Origin of the sequence: Streptomyces sp. H27-H1 (genome assembly GCF_026627445.1) — a bacterium.
Classification (GTDB): domain Bacteria; phylum Actinomycetota; class Actinomycetes; order Streptomycetales; family Streptomycetaceae; genus Streptomyces.
This window is the reverse complement of sequence record NZ_JAPNLJ010000006.1, coordinates 173,474-189,694: the sequence shown is the minus strand read 5'-3', so window position 1 is coordinate 189,694 and position 16,221 is coordinate 173,474. Positions and strand designations below refer to the sequence as shown.

Genomic DNA, 16,221 nt, shown 5'->3' with positions numbered 1-16,221 from the left:
ACCCGGGCGGCATCCGCTCCGGCCACACGGCCGGAGCGGGTGCCGCCCGGCCGTGTGCGGTGTATGCAAGAGGCATGGATCCCTCGGCGACGTCCCCACGCACCAGCAGGCTCCGGGAGTCACGCGCGGCGCTGCTGTCGGTCCCGTTCGCCCTGATCGCCGTGGTCACGGCAGTCGACGTACTGGCGCCTCCGGAGGTCCACCTGGGCCCCTTCCTGGTGGCCGCCCCGGCGCTCACCGCTTCCTTCGCCGGGCCGCGCACAACCGGGTTCGTCGGCGCCGCGGCGGTCCTCGCACAGGTGGCGGTGGCCGTCGCCCGCACTTCCCTGACGGACCTCAACCACACCTTCCAGATCATCGCCCTGGTGCTGATCTCGGTCTTCGTCACCTTCTTCGCGCATTTGCGCCAGACGCACGAGCGACAGCTCACCCGGCTGCGTTCCGTGGCCGTCGCGGCGCAGCAGGTGGTCCTACGACCGCTGCGCGACCGGATGGGCCCGCTGCGGATCGCCTCCGTGTACCTGTCGGCCGAGGCCGAGGCGCAGATCGGCGGCGACCTGTACGCGGCCGCCCGTACCGCCGACAGCACGAGGCTGATCATCGGCGATGTCCGCGGCAAGGGGCTGGACGCGGTCGGCGACGCCTCGATCGTCCTCGGCGCCTTCCGGGCCGCCGCCCATCTGGAGCGGGACCTGCCGGGGCTGGTCGGCTACCTCGAGGCCGCCGTGTCGGCCGACCCCGACCGGGGCGCGGACGGTCCCGGGGGCCCCGGCCGCCCGGAGGAGGGGTTCACCACCGCGGCGGTGCTCGACGTCCCGGACGGGGAGCCGTCCCTGCGGGTGGTCAGCTGCGGTCACCCGCCGCCGCTGCTGCTGCGCGGGGGCCGGGTCGTCACCCTCCAGGTGGACCATCCGGCGCCGCCGCTGGGCCTGTCCGAGTTCATGGACGCCGGCTTCGCCGCGCAGTCCTTCCCGTTCGAGCCGGGGGACGTGATCCTCCTGTACACGGACGGCGTCATCGAGGCCCGTGACGCCTCGGGGGCCTTCTATCCGCTGTCGGAACGGGCCGCCGACCGGCCCGGGGACGGCCCGCAGGCCCTCCTGCGCCACCTGTGCGCGGACCTCCTCGCACACACCCCGGACGGCTTCCTGGGTGACGACGCGGCGATGGTGGCCATCGAGCGGGTCGGCCGACCGTCCTGAGTGGCCGACCGTCCTGCGCGGGGGCCCGCCCACCGGGTGGGCCCCCGCGGTGGTTCAGCCGCCGTCGCGGACCGCGACGATGCCGTTGAAGACGCCGACGTAGGCCGTCCCGTCCGGGCCGAGGGTGATCGGGGCCCAGTTGTTGTCGTACAACGGTCCGGTGCCGGTCAGTTGGCGCCAGCGGCGCTCGCCGGTGCGGAAGTCGACCGCCGTGAGGTACCAGGCGTCGATCCCCCAGAAGTTCGGCTCCTTCTCGTAGAAGTAGAGCAGGCCGTTCGCGGTGGAGAGCTTGGGGACCACGGAGGGCGAGCGGATCGCGCTCTGCCAGACCGTGTCGCAGCCGCTGCCGTCGGCGCGGACGTCGATGCGGCTGACGCCGCCGACGACCGATTTTCCAAGGACCAGCGAAGTGACGTTCTCGTAGCCGTAGTTGTTCTCGACGACGATGCTGTTGCCCCAGGTGATCAGGGAGTTGTCCGTGGTGGAGGCCCCCGGACCGAAGACCGGCACCTTGCACACGAGCCGCCGGTCCTCGGGTACCTCCACGCCCCGCTTGAAGACCAGGACGTTCATCCGGTCGTCGGCGTTGTCGGTGATCGCGACGTAGCCGTCGCCGAAGAGGTCCGGGGTGGTGCCCGAGCCTTGGTTGACCGAGCCGGGCTTGGTGCCCGTCCCCCGGTCGTAGGTTTGGCGCCACTGCGCCACGGGGGCGCCGTCGGCGGTGGCGCGGAAGCTGTACAGGGCGTGGTCGGTGACGATGGAGACGCCGTCCTCACCGACCGAGAAGGAGTTCTGGATCTCCTCCCCCGCCAGCCGGATCGAGCGGATCACGGAGGTCGCCGGGTCCACGGTGCCGACGCGGCCCTGGCGGGTGACCCACCAGACGCGGCCGTTCCAGTCGGGCATCACCGAAGTGACGGGGTCGCACGTGCCGGTGGGCCACAGGTTGGTCCAGTCGACGCAGTCGTGCGGGACCTGGCCGGTCAGGTCCCAGTCGTCGTCGACCTTGAACTGCCAGCCGCCGTCCTGGTTCTGTACGTGCGAGAGTCGCAGGATGTGCTGGCGGGAGTCGGCCAGTACCGCCCGGTCCTGGTTGTCCAGATAGAAGTAGGCGCCGCCCGAGGTGTCCTTGAAGATCTTCGCGAAGTCGAGCGAGGTGATCGCCTGGACCGTCGAGGAACGCTGCGGGAGCTGGTACTCCGCGAGCGTGGCGAGCGTCCTGGGCTCCAGCAGTTTGACCTTGAACCCGCCGAAGGTGCCGCACACCGTGACCAGCCGGCCGCCCGAGTCGAAGGTGGCGGTGGCGCACTCGCCACCCAGGGCGGCGATCTTCGCGCTGGTCACCTGCGGGTTCTTGCCGAGCGGGCCGGACCAGGGCGAGGTGGCGCTGCCCGCCGCGTCGGAGTGCATGCCGCTGCGGCCGTTGGGCGCGAGGAAGGGGTGCTGCGGCGGGGCTTCGCCGGGCAGTGGCGCGGCGGTGGCAGGGCCGCCCTCGTAATGGCTGACCAGGCGGTGGCCGGGGGCCAGGGGTATCTCCTCGGCGGCGGCCGGGGAGACCCCGTACATCACCGCGCATACGGCGAGAGCCGGGGCTACGGCGCAGTTCAGCGCTCTTCGGAACATCCGGACTTCCTCCCTTGTCCTCAGCTTTATTGACATTGCGTATGACATCGCGCCGCGGCCAGACGCTAGATCGCACTGCCTGAGGAGTCCATGGAAGAGCCGGATGATTCACGAAGGCGCAACAGTTGATCGTCTTGCGCGGGAAGGGGCTTTACCCCGGGGCGGATTACGGCTTGAAGCCGCTGACCACGTTCGCCGTGGCCGAGACTCCGTTGTGGATGGTCTGCGCCACGCTGCTGCTCGCGAGGTAGAAGCCGAGCAGGACGCAGACGAGCGCGTGGGACAGCTTGAGACCGCCGCCGCGCATGAAGATCCACGCGAGGACGAGGAGCAGGACGACGACGGAGAGGGAGATCACCATCGGAACACCTCCTTACGCGGCGCCATGGTGGCGCAGAAGGAGGGCCCTTCGGGCGAAACTCGTGTCCGCCAAACGGGCGTTGACCGTCCGTGACCGGCTGTCAGTCCTTGACGATCCCCTCCAGGCGGACCATCCGGTGACCGCACCATCGCGCGAGCAGCACGGGATCGTGCCCCACCGCCAGCAGGCCAGCAGGCCCGCCCCCGGACTCCGCCCGGCACTCGCCGCTGTTGACGTCCTGTGCGCCCGCGACGTGCTCGGGGGCGATGGGCAGGACGGTCCGCTCGGCGAAGGGGGCTTAGGGGTACTTCAGGGTGGAGACGACGGCGTCGTCGCCGCGCGCCGTCACGTCCGTGATCGCGTCGAGTTCGGACTTGGACGCGTTGTTCGTCTTCACGTCGAGGAGGGTCCGGTAGGTGAAGACGACGTCCTTGGCGCCGAAGGGCCGTCCGTCGCTGAACATCACGCCCCGGCGGAGCGCGTACGCAATATTGCCGGACGGGAACGGATGGACACGAACCGGGCGCCGGAGCCGGGAAGGGCTCTCGCAGAGGTCTTGCCCGGCCGCCGCGGAGCGTGCCATATATGTCTAGACCTTTCCGAGGCGCCGGAAGAACCGGAAGACCCGAAGAACCGAAGAACCGGAAGACCCCGCGAACCGGAAGCCACCCCACGAACCGGAAGAAGGAGGCGCCCGCCGTGCACGACCCCGCACCCCGCACCGCGCCGCACCCCGCACGCCACCCCCGGCGGCCGGCCTTCCGGGAATCGGCGGCCGCCCTCGCGCCGGGCCGCCTCTCGGCTCTCGCCCTGGCCCTCGCGGCCGCCGCGCTGACGGCGTGCGGTCCGTCCGACACCACGCCCCCGCCGGCCCCGGCCGATCTCACGGCCCAGGCCGGCAGCGCCACCTCCGTGCACGTCATGTGGCAGTCGCCCGCGCCCGCCGACGGGGTGACCGCCTTCCTCGTCTTCCAGCAGGACCGGCTGGTGCGCGAACTGCCCGCCGACAAGACGATGACGGACATCACCGGCCTCACCCCGCAGACGGCCTACGCGTTCACCGTCCGGGCCCGGGACGCCGCCGGGAACACCTCACCGTCCAGCGCGGCCGCCTCGGCCACCACCCCCGCCGCCAAGGCCGAGGACCGACAGGCCCCGACCGCCCCGGCCCGTACGCAGGGTCAGCCGCTCGGACCCACCTCCGCCCGGCTGACCTGGACCGCGGCCACCGACGACACGGGCGTCACCGCGTACGACGTCTACCAGGGCGACGCCCGGATCCACACGGCCGGCCCCGGCTCGACCACGACGGTCCTGGAGGGGCTCCAGCCCGACAGCGTGTACACCTTCACCGTCCGGGCCCGCGACGGCGCCGACAACTCCTCCCCCTCCGGCCCGGCGGCGGACGTGGCCACCCCGGCCGGGCCCGGGCAGCGGACCGGTACCGCTCCGGCCGATTTCACGGCGGCCGCCTCGCCGGGCGCGCTCACCCTCACCTGGACCCCACCGCCGACCGGCCGGAAGACCAGCGAGTACGAGCTCTACGTCAATGGCCGGCCCACCACCGTCATCCAGTTCGGTGCGGGCGCCGTCCCGGCCGGCCGGGCGGAGCACCGCCTGACGGTCGCCGAACCGCCCGGCACCGTATGGACGGTGAAGATCCGGGCCCGGCTGCCCGACGGCACCTGGGGCGCCTTCTCGGCCGAACGGCGGATCGTCCTGACCTCCTGAACCCCGCTCGAGAGCAGACCTGCTGACGAACTGTTCGTTCGATCTGGCCCGAACGGCACTATGGAGAAAGAAGATCACGCAGAATACTCCCGTGTTCGGTGAGTACTCGGTCAACAACAATCAGGCAGATTCCACGGACGGCGATCCTGGGCCAGACTCTGGCGCCGTGCCGGGAAACCTGCCGCCGGAGACGGCGAGCTTCGTGGGCCGCGAGCGTGAACTCGGCCTCCTGTCCGACCTGCTGCGCGAGCGGCGGCTCGTGACACTCACGGGCGTCGGCGGTGTCGGCAAGTCCAGGCTGGCCCTGCGCGCCGCCGCGGACACCCGCCAGCGCAGGCCCGACGGGGTCTGGTGGGTGGAGCTCTCCCCGCTGCGCGACACGGAGTTGCTGACGGCCACCGTGGCGTACGCCGTCGGCCTCGCCCCCCAGTCCCGGCGCCCCCTGGACGAGGAACTGTGCGCGTGGATGGCCGACAAGGAGATGCTGCTCGTCCTCGACACGTGCGAGCACCTGGTGGCTGCCTGCCGGCACCTGGTGGGCGAACTCCTGCAGTCAGCGCCGGGCTTGACCGTGGTGATCACCTCGCGCGAGCCGCTCGGCTGCCCCGGGGAGAACGTCCTCGAGGTCAGCCCGCTGCCCAGCGACGGACCCGACAGCGACGCCCTCGCCCTGTTCCGGGCCCGCGCGCTCGCCGCCACCCCGAGCTCCGGTGCGGCCTTCGACGACCCCGCCCGGGCGGCCCTCGCCGCGGACATCTGCCGCCGCCTGGACGGGATCCCCCTCGCCCTGGAACTGGCCGGCGCCCGGATGCGGCTCTGGACCCTGGAGCAGGTGGCGCAGCGCCTCGAAGGCCGCTTCGACCTGCTGTCCGCCGCCGCCGCCCTCCTCCCCCGGCACCAGACGATGCGCACCGCGATCGGCTGGAGCCACGAGCTGTGCGAGCCGGTCGAGCGGCTGCTGTGGGCCCGGCTCTCGGTCTTCACCGGGGACTTCGATGTCGCCGCGGCGCGCGCGGTGTGCTCGGGCGGCCCCCTGCCCGCCGCGCGGGTGGAACGGGTGCTGGCGGGCCTGGTCGCGAAGTCGGTGGTCCGGTGCACCCGGGAACGGGGTGCGGGCGCCCGCTACCGGCTGCTGGACACGATCCGCGAGTACGGCCAGGACTGGCTGGCGGAACTGGGCGAGGAACGGATCGTCGCCGACCGGCACGCCCACTGGTACGCGGCGCTCTCGAAGGCCGCCGACCCGGGCTGGATGGGGCCCGGCCAAGTGGACTGGTACCGCAGGATGACCGCCGAGCACGCCCAGCTCCGTACCGCCCTGGAGCACCTGCTCCGCTCCGATCCCACGGCGGCCCTGGAGACGGCCGGCGCGCTCTGGTTCTTCTGGTTCTCCTGCGGCCACGTGCTCGAGGGCCGGGCCTTCCTGGAGCGGGCCCTGCGCACGGGCCCGCGCTCGGGAGCCGCGTACGCCCAGGCCCTGTGGGCACTGGGGCTCACCACCCTGCTCCAGGGCGAGCTGGCCACGGCCGAGGAACTCGGCAGGCGGTGCACCGACGCGGCGGCCGCGCTGGCCGATCCCGAGCCGGAGCTGCGCGCCGCCTACCTGCATGCGGTCTCGGTGATGATGCCGGGCGATTCCGTACGGGCACTGGCGCTGGCCGGCCCCCGGGCACGCGGGGGCCACGGCGGCAGGCCCACCGGCGTGGGCTGGCTGCTGTGCCGGCTGGCCACCGGCTACGCCCTGTGCGACCTCGGGCGCTTCGAGGAGGCCGAGCTGGAGGCCCGCGGCCTGCGCGAGTCCTGCGCGGAACTGGGAGAGCGCTGGCTGCGGGCGTACGCGGACTACATCCTGGCCGTGGCCGCCTTCGGGCTCGGCCACTACGGAGAGGCCGCCCGGCACGCGCGGGCGATGCTGTCGGGCAAGCGGCTGCTGGGCGACCGCTTCGGGATCGCGCTCGGTCTCGACCTGCTGGCGGCTTCGGTGGCGGCCATGGGCGACGGCGAGCTGGCGGCCCGGCTGCTGGGCACGGGGCACGCCTGGTGGCGCACGGTGGGCCGGCCGCAGATGGGCTCCCCCTCGCTCACGGCGCTGCGCGACCACGGCGAGCGCAACGCCAGGGCGGCGATCGGCGACGAGGCCTACGAGAGCGCCTTCCTGGGCGGCACGGCGGCGTCCACCAGCTGACGCTCAGCCGGTGGCGCCGTTGCGTAAATCCGGGGCTCCCGTCAGTACGGGAGGGGTCTGCCCGACGGTGTGCGCAGATCCAGGTCTCGGGGCGCGGGCTTGGGGACGGGCTTGCGGATCAGCTGCTGGCGCATGCTGCCTCCTCGCTCAGACCAGGGCCGGGCGGCGGGGTTCCACCGTGCGGCCGTCGGGGAGCAGTTCACCGGTGTCGTCGAATACCACGGCGCCATTGCAGAGCAGGTTCCAGCCCTGTTCGGGGTGGAAGGCCACGGTGCGTGCGGCATCGTGGTGGACGCTGTCGGCGGACGGGCAGGGGGGCTGGTGGGAGCACATGGCGCACCTCCTCGCAAAGTGGGGCGGGAAGGCCGGTGGTCACCCGGTCGAATCCGCGATCCACGGTGGCGGTGAGTATTGCTGATCGCCACCCCCGGACGGAACCCATATTCGCCGCCCAGTTCAGGGTGTGTATGCCCGCTTACGATGCGCTCATGCCCGCTATCCGGATCATTCGCCGAACAGTTCTCGCCCCCGAGGAGGCGTGGCGCAGGCTGACGGACTGGGAACGCCACGGCGCCGTCGTCCCGCTCACCCGAGCGATCATCGAAACGCCGCCTCCCACGCACACCGGGACCCGTTTCACCATGCGTACGGGCGTGGGGAGGATCACCTTCGACGACCCGATGGAAGTCACCTTCTGGCAGCCCCCTCGGGACGGCTCGGCCGGACTGGTCCGGCTCGTCAAACACGGCCGCGCGGTGCGGGGCCGGGCGGAGCTCGAGCTCCGTCCCTCACCCGCCGGCGGCTGCGAGGCGCAATGGCGCGAGGAACTGCACGTCCGCGGCCTGGGCCGCCCCTTCGACCCCCTGGTCGCGACGGCGGCCCGTCTCCTCTTCACCCGCGCCCTGGAAGCCCTCCTACGCCCCTGAAAGCCCCCGGCCGTCCGCCGCAGGGGCGCCGCGAGGCAGGGCCCCGGCGCACGAAGGGGTCCGGAGCCGCCGTGATGCGGCCCCGGACCCCTTCTCCGTCCCGGCCACGCGCTAGCGGATCGGCATGCCCGAGAGGGTGCGGGCGATCACCAGGCGCTGGATCTCACTGGTGCCTTCGAAGATGGTGTAGATCGCGCTGTCGCGGTGCATGCGCTCCACCGGGTACTCGCGGGTGAAGCCGTTGCCGCCGAGGATCTGAACCGCCTGGGCGGTGACCTTCTTGGCGGTCTCGCTCGCGAACAGCTTCGACATCGAACCCTCGGCCGAGGTGAAGGGCTTGCCCGCGACCGCCATCCACGAGGCCCGCCACACCAGCAGCCGGGCCGCGTCGATGGAGGTCCGCATGTCCGCGATCTGGAAGGCGACGCCCTGGTTGTCGATGATCGGCCGCCCGAACTGCGTACGGGTCTTCGCGTAGTCCAGCGCCACCTCGTACGCGGCGCGCGCCGTGCCGACCGCCATGGCGCCGACGGCCGGGCGGGAGGCCTCGAAGGTGGCCATGGCGGCGTTCTTCACGCGCTCCCCGCCGCCCGCCTTGGCCCGCTCGTGGGCCCGCGCGAGCCGCTCGTCCAGCTTCTCCTTGCCGCCGAGCAGGCAGGAGCCGGGGATCCGGCAGTCCTCCAGCACCACCTCCGCGGTGTGCGAGGCGCGGATGCCGTGCTTCTTGAACTTCTGGCCCTGGGAGAGGCCCGGGGTGTTCGGCGGCACGATGAAGGAGGCGTGGCCCTTGGTCCCCAGCTCCGGGTCCACGACGGCGACGACGATGTGGACGTTGGCGATGCCGCCGTTGGTCGCCCAGGTCTTGGTGCCGTTCAGCACCCACTCGTCCTTGGCCTGGTCGTAGACGGCGCGGGTGCGCATCGCGCCGACGTCGGAGCCTGCGTCGGGCTCGGAGGAGCAGAAGGCGGCGACCTTCACGTCGTCGGGGGTGCCGTACATCTGCGGGATCCAGGTGCCGATCTGCTCCTCGGTGCCGTTGGCGACTACGCCGATGGCGGCGAGCCCGGTACCGACGATGGACAGCGCGATGCCCGCGTCGCCCCAGAACAGCTCCTCCATGGCCATCGGGATGCCGAGGCCGGTGGGGTCGAAGAACTGCTGGGCGTAGAAGTCGAGCGAGTAGATGCCGACCTTCGCGGCTTCCTGGATGACGGGCCACGGAGTCTCTTCGCGCTCGTCCCATTCCGCGGCGGCGGGGCGGATCACGTCGGCGGCGAAGCCGTGGATCCAGTCCCGTACCTGCTTCTGGTCGTCGTTCAGCTCCATGGTGAACTCCGCCATGTCCCCTCCAGCTTTCGTCTCGCCTGTCCTACAAGTGGTTACCAACGGTAACCCCTACTCCGACTCCAGTCTGTTACCGGCCGGTAAGCACTGTCAAGCAGCAACGACGGCGGACCACCGATGAGATCACCAGGGTGTGCGGGGTGTTACGTTGCGTGTGCCTCAGGACATCGCAAGGGCGGGGAGAGAACACGGCATGGAGACCACACGGCAGGCCGGCGAACCGGGAGCGGGCGAGCGCCGGCGGCGGGAGCTGCTGGAGGCCGCCGACCGGGTCGTCCTCAGGGACGGCCCCAAGGCGTCCATGAACGCCATCGCGGCGGAGGCCGGGATCACCAAGCCCATCCTCTACCGCCACTTCGGCGACAAGGCGGGCCTCTACCAGGCCCTCGCCGTCCGGCACACGGACGCCCTCCTCGACTCGCTTCGCGCGGCGCTCGACGCCCCCGCCGAACGGCGCAGCCGCGTGGAGGCCACCCTCGACACCTATCTCTCCGCCATCGAGGCCCGGCCCCAGGTCTACCGCTTCCTCATGCATCCGGCCGAGGACTCCCAGGCCACCGAGCGCGGGTTCGACGTCGGCCTGCACTCGGCCCCGCTGCTGCGCCGCCTCGGCGAGGAACTGGCCCAGGTGATCGGCGAACGCGTGGACCTCGGCCCCGGCGGCGAACGCCTGGCCCGGGTCTGGGGCCACGGCATCGTCGGCATGATGCACGCGGCGGGCGACTGGTGGCTCGGCGAGCGCCCCTGCGAGCGCGCGGAACTCGTCAGCGCCCTGACCGACCTCCTGTGGGGCCGCCTGGCCACAGCCGGCAACCGCCCGGACGGCCCCGGCTTCTGAGCCCCGCCGGAGCAGCCCCGCCGGATCCGGCTGCGCGAGCCGTACCGGCGGGCTAGCCGCGCAGCGCCTCCGCGCCCCAGGGCGTCTTGCGGATCGCCCGCCGCAGACGCCGTGCCCGGAGCCCCGTCACGCGGTCCGCGTACACGGTCCCGGCCAGGTGATCGCACTCGTGCTGCAGGCAGCGGGCGAAGAACCCGCTCCCGAGGATCCGCACGGCCGCGCCGTCCGAGGTGACCCCTTCCACCACGGCCTGGTCGAAGCGGACCGTTCCCGCCTCCAGCCCCGGCAGGGACAGACAGCCCTCGGGGCCCACGAACTCGTCCCCGTCGGCGGACACCAGGCGGGGGTTGACGATGTGCCCGACGTGGCGGACGTCCTCGTCGTCGGGGCAGTCGTATACGAACACCCGCTGCGCGACGCCGATCTGGTTCGCGGCGAGGCCGACGCCCTGGGCGGCGTACATCGTGGCGAACATGTCCTCGATGAGCCGGTCGAGGGCCGGACCGAACTCGGTGACCTCCGCGCAAACGGAATGGAGCACCGGGTCGCCCAGCAGGCTCATGGTGCGGACGATGCCGGAGGTACCGGGGAGGGGACGCTGTCGCATGGCCGTAAGGGTACGACGGGCGACTATATGAGGAGATCTTCGGCAGACCGGGGGCGCCGCGGTCCGGGCGCGGGCCGGTACTGGATAGGCTGGGGGCGACCGACGCAAGGAGGACAAGGGACGATGGCAGGCAACACAGAGCCGCTTTCGCCGCGGGCCAAGCTGGCCGTGACGGCGGGCAAGGCCGCGGCGGCGGTGTCGCGGGCCGCGGGACGCGGAAGCGGATCGGTGATCGGAGGCAAGGTCGCGCTCAAGCTCGACCCCGATCTCCTCGGCGCGCTGGCGCAGCATCTCGACGTCGTCCTCGTCTCGGCGACGAACGGCAAGACCACGACGACCCGGCTCATCGCGGAGGCCCTGCGGGCCAGCGGCCCGGTCGTCTCCAACGCGCTGGGCGCGAACATGCCGGCGGGCATCACCTCCGCCCTGGCGGGCGGCTCGGACGCCCGTTACGGCGTCATCGAGGTGGACGAGAAGTACCTGGCCGGAGTGGCCCGGGACGTCACCCCCAAGGTGATCGCCCTGCTGAACCTCTCCCGCGACCAGTTGGACCGGGCCGCCGAGACGCGCATGCTCGCGGAGAAGTGGCGCGAGGGCCTCTCGGGCTCGAAGGCGGTCGTCGTCGCGAACGCGGACGACCCCCTCATCGTGTGGGCCGCCTCTTCCTCCACGAACGTGGTGTGGGTCGCGGCCGGCCAGGAGTGGAAGGACGACGCCTGGTCGTGCCCCTCCTGCGGTGGCGTCATGCAGCGTCCGGGCGACGACTGGTACTGCGGCGAGTGCGGTTTCCGCCGCCCCACCCCGAGCTGGGTGCTCTCCGGCGACCACGTGCTCGACCCGCACGGCAGCGCCTGGCCGATCAGCCTCCAGCTCCCGGGCCGCGCCAACAAGGCGAACGCGGCCATCTCGGCCGCGGTGGCAGCCGTCTTCGGCGTCCCGCCGCAGGTGGCGCTGGAGCGGATGTACCAGGTGCAGGCCGTCGCCGGCCGCTACGACGTGGTGAGCTTCCAGGGCCGCGAACTGCGGCTGCTGCTCGCGAAGAACCCGGCGGGCTGGCTGGAGACCTTCTCCCTGATCGACCCGCCGCCGACCCCGGTGATCCTGTCGGTCAACGCGCGCGGCGCGGACGGCACGGACACCTCCTGGCTGTGGGACGTGGACTACCCGCGCCTGGTCGGCCACCCGATCTTCGTGATCGGCGACCGCAAGCTGGACCTCGCGGTCCGCCTCGAAGTCGCGGGCCTGGACTTCCGGGTGTGCGAGACCCTCGACGAGGCCGTGCAGCTGGCGCCGCCCGGACAGATCGAGCTGATCGCCAACTACACCGCCTTCCAGGACGTGCGCCGCCGCGTCGGCAACTAGTACCCATAAGGACAAGAGCATGAGCGACAACAGCCTGCGTCTGGTGTGGGTCTACCCCGACCTGCTGAGCACGTACGGAGACCAGGGCAACGCCCTGGTCGTCGAGCGCCGGGCCCGCCGGCGCGGCCTGGACGTGCAGCGCGTGGACGTGCGCAGCGACCAGCCCATCCCCACCTCGGGCGACATCTACCTGATCGGCGGCGGCGAGGACCGCCCGCAGCGGCTGGCCGCGGAGCGGCTGGTGCGCGACGGCGGTCTGGAGCGCGCCGTCTCGAACGGGGCGATCGTCTTCTCCGTCTGTGCCGGGTACCAGATCCTGGGCCAGGAGTTCGTCAACGACGTCGGCGAGCGCCAGCAGGGCCTCGGCCTGCTGGACGTGGTGACGGTGCGCGGCGAGGGCGAGCGGTGCGTCGGCGACGTGCTCGGCGACATCGACCCGCGGCTCGGGCTGCCGCAGCTGACCGGGTTCGAGAACCACCAGGGCGTGACGCACCTGGGCCCCACGGCCAAGCCGTTCGCCCGGGTCACGATGGGCCGCGGCAACGGCAACGGCGACGGCACCGAAGGCGCGTACAACGACACGGTGTTCGGGACGTACATGCACGGTCCCGTGATGGCGCGCAACCCGCAGATCGCGGACCTGCTGCTGAAGCTGGCCCTCGACGTGAACGCGCTGCCGCCCGTCGACGACCGCTGGTACGACGCACTGCGCGCCGAGCGGATCGCGGCGGCGACGCAGCCCGCGTAGGAGCCTCACCGGCACCACCGCGAGCGGCCTTCGGCCCGGATTCCCCTCGGGGCATCCGGGCCGACGTCTTTTCGTACGACTGATCTGACCAGCATGTGGAGGATGGTTCAGTCCACACGCGATCCGCTTGTAGGCTGCTGTCCAGTTCCAACCGGACGACGTGGTCCGGTCGTCGGCCCACGTTGCAAAGGTCCTTCCTGCCATGCGCATAGGTGTGCTCACTTCCGGAGGCGACTGCCCCGGGCTCAATGCCGTCATCCGCTCCGTCGTGCACCGCGCCGTCGTCGACCACGGGGACGAGGTCATCGGTTTCCGCGACGGCTGGCGCGGCCTCCTGGAGTGCGACTACCGCAAGCTCGATCTGGATGCCGTGAGCGGCATCCTGGCCCGTGGCGGAACGATTCTGGGGTCCTCCCGGGTCCAGCCCGCCCATCTGCGCGACGGCGTGGAGCGGGCCCGCGGCCACGTAGCCGATCTCGGCCTGGACGCCATCATCCCGATCGGCGGCGAGGGCACCCTGAAGGCCGCGAACCTGCTCTCGCAGGGCGGCCTGCCGATCGTCGGCGTCCCCAAGACGATCGACAACGACATCGCCTCGACCGACGTCACCTTCGGCTTCGACACCGCGGTCGGGGTCGCCACCGAGGCGCTGGACCGGCTGAAGACCACCGCGGAGTCCCACCAGCGCGTGATGGTCGTGGAGGTCATGGGCCGCCACACCGGCTGGATCGCCCTGCACTCGGGCATGGCGGCCGGCGCGCACGCGATCGTCGTACCGGAGCGCCCCTTCGACATCGAGGAACTGACGACGATCGTCGGCGAGCGCTTCGAGCAGGGCAAGCGCTTCGCGATCGTCGTGGTCGCCGAGGGCGCCAAGCCCGCCGAGGGCAGCTCGATGGCCCTCGAGGAGGGCGGCACCGACATGTACGGCCACGAGCGGTTCGCCGGCATCGGCAACCGCCTCGCCGTCGAGCTGGAGGAGCGCCTCGGCAAGGAGGCCCGCCCGGTCATCCTGGGCCACGTCCAGCGCGGCGGCACGCCCACGGCGTACGACCGGGTGCTGGCGACCCGCTTCGGCTGGCACGCGGTGGAGGCGGCCCACCGGGGCCAGTTCGGGATGCTCACGGCGCTGCGCGGCACGGACATCGTCATGCTGCCGCTCGACGAGGCCGTGCAGACGCTGAAGACGGTTCCGGCCGAGCGGTACGCCGAGGCCCAGAACGTGTTGTGATCTTTCCCCCCTCTCGACACCGCCCCCGGACGATTTCCCGTCCGGGGGCGGCATTACTGTGGTGGGGCACCACGGGTCAAGGGAGTGAAGAGATTGAGTTACCTCGCGCACGACGGCATGAACATGGACATGGACCTGCCGCCCTTCACCCTCGGACGCGGGCTCGAGTTCTCCTTCGACGCCTTCTTCCTGATCGGCTCGCTCGTCGGCCTCGCGCTGTACGGGTGGGGCGTGGTGCGGCTGCTGCGGCGCGGGGACTCCTGGCCGGCCGGGCGGACGATCGCCTTCACCGTCGGCGTTTTGAGCGTGGCCCTGATGATGTGCACCAAGCTGAACGACTACGGCATGGTCATGTTCAGCGTGCACATGGTCCAGCACATGGTGATCAGCATGCTCAGCCCGATCCTGCTGCTGCTGGGCGCGCCCGTGACGCTGGCGCTGCGCGCACTGCCGCCGGCGGCCCGCGGCCACAAGGGGCCGCGCGAGGTGCTGCTGATGCTCCTGCACAGCCGGTACATGAAGGTGATCACCCATCCGGTGTTCACCATCCCGATGTTCATCGCCAGCCTCTACGGCCTGTACTTCACCCCCATCTTCGACTTCCTGATGGGGTCGAAGATGGGCCACATCGCGATGATGGTGCACTTCCTCGCCGTCGGCCTCGTCTTCTTCTGGCCGATCATGGGCGTGGACCCGGGCCCGCACCGCCCCGGTTACGTGATGCGGATGCTGGAGCTGTTCGCCGGAATGCCCTTCCACGCCTTCTTCGGCATCGCGCTGATGATGGCGAGCGAGCCGATGATCAAGACGTACGCGAACCCGTCCGCCTCCCTCGGCATCGATCCGCTGCTCGACCAGCAGTGGGGCGGCGGCATCGCCTGGGCCTTCAGCGAGATCCCCTCGGTGCTGGTGCTGATCGCGCTGGTCTACCAGTGGTACCACTCCGAGCAGCGGGCCGCGAAGCGCTCCGACCGCGCCGAGGACCGCAACGGGGACCAGGAGCTCGCGGCCTACAACTCGTATCTCGCCGCACTCCAAGCGCGTGGCCAGTAGCGCGGAACCGCCTTCGCGCGCCACCATGGGGCATGACCGGATCCGTGAAGGCGATGGCAGTGATGACCTTCGCCTCTCTCGTGGCGATCGCCACGTACTCGGTGGCCTTGGGAAGCAACGGCTGGCTGTGGTTCGGCTGGGTGGTCCTGGGGCTGCTCACAGCAGGAATGGCTGCCTCACGCGGTGCCTGACGCCACCCTCTGCGCCTCTGGGCCGACCATCCGTAGGATGTCCCGTGACAACGGGATGTCGACGGGAGCGGCCTGGTGTTCTACCACTTGCTCAAGCATGTGATCCTGGGGCCGCTGCTGCGGCTCCTGTTCCGGCCACGCATCGAGGGACTGGAGAACATCCCGGCGGACGGAGCGGCGATCGTCGCGGGCAACCACCTGTCCTTCTCCGACCATTTCCTGATGCCCGCGATCCTCAAGCGGCGCATCACCTTCCTCGCGAAGGCCGAGTACTTCACCGGACCGGGCGTGAAGGGACGGCTCACCGCCGCCTTCTTCCGCAGCGCCGGCCAGATCCCGGTCGACCGCTCCGGTAAGGACGCCGGCAAGGCGGCGCTCCGCGAGGGGCTCGGGGTGCTGTCCAAGGGCGAACTGCTCGGCATCTACCCGGAGGGCACCCGCTCGCACGACGGGCGGCTCTACAAGGGCAAGGTGGGGGTGGCCGCGATGGCACTGGGCGCCGGGGTGCCCGTCGTCCCCTGCGCGATGGTCGGGACCTTCGAGATCCAGCCGCCCGGGCAGAAGATCCCCAAGGTCCGCCGGGTCACGATCCGCTTCGGTCGGCCGCTGGACTTCTCCCGGTACGCGGGGATGGAGGGCGAGCGGGCGGTGCTGCGGGCCATCACCGACGAGATCATGTACGAGGTCCTCGCGCTGTCCGGCCAGGAGTACGTGGACCGGTACGCCACCGAGGTCAAGGCGGAGGAGGAGGAAGCACGGAAGAAGGCCCGGCGCTGGACGCGCTGAGCCCTCTCCCGTGCGGTGATGCGGAGCTGTTCC

General features: G+C 71.4%; 16 protein-coding genes and 1 pseudogene. 11 read left to right on the top strand and 6 right to left on the bottom strand.

The annotated features are described in order from the left end of the window. Positions 1–74: 74 nt before the first annotated feature. Positions 75–1,202 (top strand): PP2C family protein-serine/threonine phosphatase, encoded by a 1,128-nt coding sequence (locus tag OTB20_RS08880; protein ID WP_267816171.1) that lies wholly within the window; start codon positions 75–77, stop codon positions 1,200–1,202. 54 nt (positions 1,203–1,256) lie between these two features. Here OTB20_RS08880 and OTB20_RS08875 read toward each other — a convergent pair whose 3' ends face one another. From OTB20_RS08875 to OTB20_RS08865, 3 genes and pseudogenes are all read right to left on the bottom strand, one after another. Beyond that, on the bottom strand, positions 1,257–2,825 hold the full coding sequence (locus tag OTB20_RS08875) for a hypothetical protein (protein ID WP_267816169.1): 1,569 nt from the start codon (positions 2,823–2,825) through the stop codon (positions 1,257–1,259). Between the two features lie 166 nt (positions 2,826–2,991). Continuing rightward, positions 2,992–3,186, bottom strand: a complete 195-nt coding sequence (locus OTB20_RS08870; protein WP_267757109.1) for a hypothetical protein — start codon at positions 3,184–3,186, stop codon at positions 2,992–2,994. 222 nt (positions 3,187–3,408) lie between these two features. Next, a pseudogene (locus OTB20_RS08865) lies at positions 3,409–3,670 on the bottom strand (ABC transporter substrate-binding protein); the annotation flags it as partial. Between the two features lie 215 nt (positions 3,671–3,885). Here OTB20_RS08865 and OTB20_RS08860 point away from each other — a divergent pair. Together OTB20_RS08860 and OTB20_RS08855 are read left to right on the top strand one after the other, a co-directional pair. Beyond that, the gene (locus tag OTB20_RS08860; protein WP_267816167.1) at positions 3,886–4,917 is read left to right on the top strand and encodes a fibronectin type III domain-containing protein; all 1,032 of its coding nucleotides are present in this window, start codon (positions 3,886–3,888) and stop codon (positions 4,915–4,917) included. A gap of 166 nt (positions 4,918–5,083) precedes the next feature. Next, positions 5,084–7,102 carry an ATP-binding protein gene (locus tag OTB20_RS08855; RefSeq protein WP_267816166.1) on the top strand — a complete coding sequence of 673 codons (2,019 nt, stop codon included), beginning with the start codon at positions 5,084–5,086 and terminating at the stop codon, positions 7,100–7,102. 147 nt (positions 7,103–7,249) lie between these two features. On the opposite strand, the gene OTB20_RS08850 is transcribed toward OTB20_RS08855, so the two are convergent. After that, the gene (locus OTB20_RS08850) at positions 7,250–7,435 is read right to left on the bottom strand and encodes a DUF5999 family protein (protein WP_267757106.1); all 186 of its coding nucleotides are present in this window, start codon (positions 7,433–7,435) and stop codon (positions 7,250–7,252) included. Positions 7,436–7,590: 155 nt separating this feature from the next. Here OTB20_RS08850 and OTB20_RS08845 point away from each other — a divergent pair, with 155 nt between their 5' ends. Then, the gene (locus OTB20_RS08845) at positions 7,591–8,028 is read left to right on the top strand and encodes an SRPBCC family protein (RefSeq protein WP_267816164.1); all 438 of its coding nucleotides are present in this window, start codon (positions 7,591–7,593) and stop codon (positions 8,026–8,028) included. Positions 8,029–8,139: 111 nt separating this feature from the next. On the opposite strand, the gene OTB20_RS08840 is transcribed toward OTB20_RS08845, so the two are convergent. Continuing rightward, the gene (locus OTB20_RS08840) at positions 8,140–9,369 is read right to left on the bottom strand and encodes an acyl-CoA dehydrogenase family protein (RefSeq protein ID WP_267816162.1); all 1,230 of its coding nucleotides are present in this window, start codon (positions 9,367–9,369) and stop codon (positions 8,140–8,142) included. Positions 9,370–9,565: 196 nt separating this feature from the next. Between OTB20_RS08840 and OTB20_RS08835 the strand changes: the two genes are divergently transcribed. Continuing rightward, on the top strand, positions 9,566–10,210 hold the full coding sequence (locus OTB20_RS08835; protein WP_267757103.1) for a TetR family transcriptional regulator: 645 nt from the start codon (positions 9,566–9,568) through the stop codon (positions 10,208–10,210). Between the two features lie 52 nt (positions 10,211–10,262). Here the strand turns inward: OTB20_RS08835 and def are convergent, their stop codons facing one another. Further along, positions 10,263–10,817 (bottom strand): peptide deformylase, encoded by a 555-nt coding sequence (gene def / locus OTB20_RS08830; protein ID WP_267816160.1) that lies wholly within the window; start codon positions 10,815–10,817, stop codon positions 10,263–10,265. A gap of 123 nt (positions 10,818–10,940) precedes the next feature. On the opposite strand from def, the gene OTB20_RS08825 reads away from it, so the two are divergent. The 6 genes from OTB20_RS08825 (at position 10,941) to OTB20_RS08800 (ending at position 16,188) form a co-directional block, all read left to right on the top strand. Continuing rightward, positions 10,941–12,179 carry a MurT ligase domain-containing protein gene (locus OTB20_RS08825; protein ID WP_267816159.1) on the top strand — a complete coding sequence of 413 codons (1,239 nt, stop codon included), beginning with the start codon at positions 10,941–10,943 and terminating at the stop codon, positions 12,177–12,179. Between the two features lie 19 nt (positions 12,180–12,198). Beyond that, positions 12,199–12,927: a type 1 glutamine amidotransferase gene (locus OTB20_RS08820; protein ID WP_267816158.1), complete on the top strand. Its 729-nt coding sequence runs from the start codon at positions 12,199–12,201 to the stop codon at positions 12,925–12,927. A 202-nt stretch (positions 12,928–13,129) separates the two neighbouring features. Next, positions 13,130–14,158 carry a 6-phosphofructokinase gene (locus OTB20_RS08815; protein ID WP_267816156.1) on the top strand — a complete coding sequence of 343 codons (1,029 nt, stop codon included), beginning with the start codon at positions 13,130–13,132 and terminating at the stop codon, positions 14,156–14,158. A 123-nt stretch (positions 14,159–14,281) separates the two neighbouring features. Further along, a complete protein-coding gene (locus OTB20_RS08810) occupies positions 14,282–15,211 on the top strand; it encodes a cytochrome c oxidase assembly protein (RefSeq protein WP_267816318.1) in 930 nt (309 codons plus the stop codon). A 32-nt stretch (positions 15,212–15,243) separates the two neighbouring features. Next, positions 15,244–15,402 carry a hypothetical protein gene (locus OTB20_RS08805; RefSeq protein WP_267757098.1) on the top strand — a complete coding sequence of 53 codons (159 nt, stop codon included), beginning with the start codon at positions 15,244–15,246 and terminating at the stop codon, positions 15,400–15,402. A gap of 75 nt (positions 15,403–15,477) precedes the next feature. Continuing rightward, complete coding sequence (locus OTB20_RS08800; protein WP_267816154.1) at positions 15,478–16,188, top strand: lysophospholipid acyltransferase family protein; 711 nt, start codon at positions 15,478–15,480, stop codon at positions 16,186–16,188. Positions 16,189–16,221 lie beyond the last annotated feature (33 nt).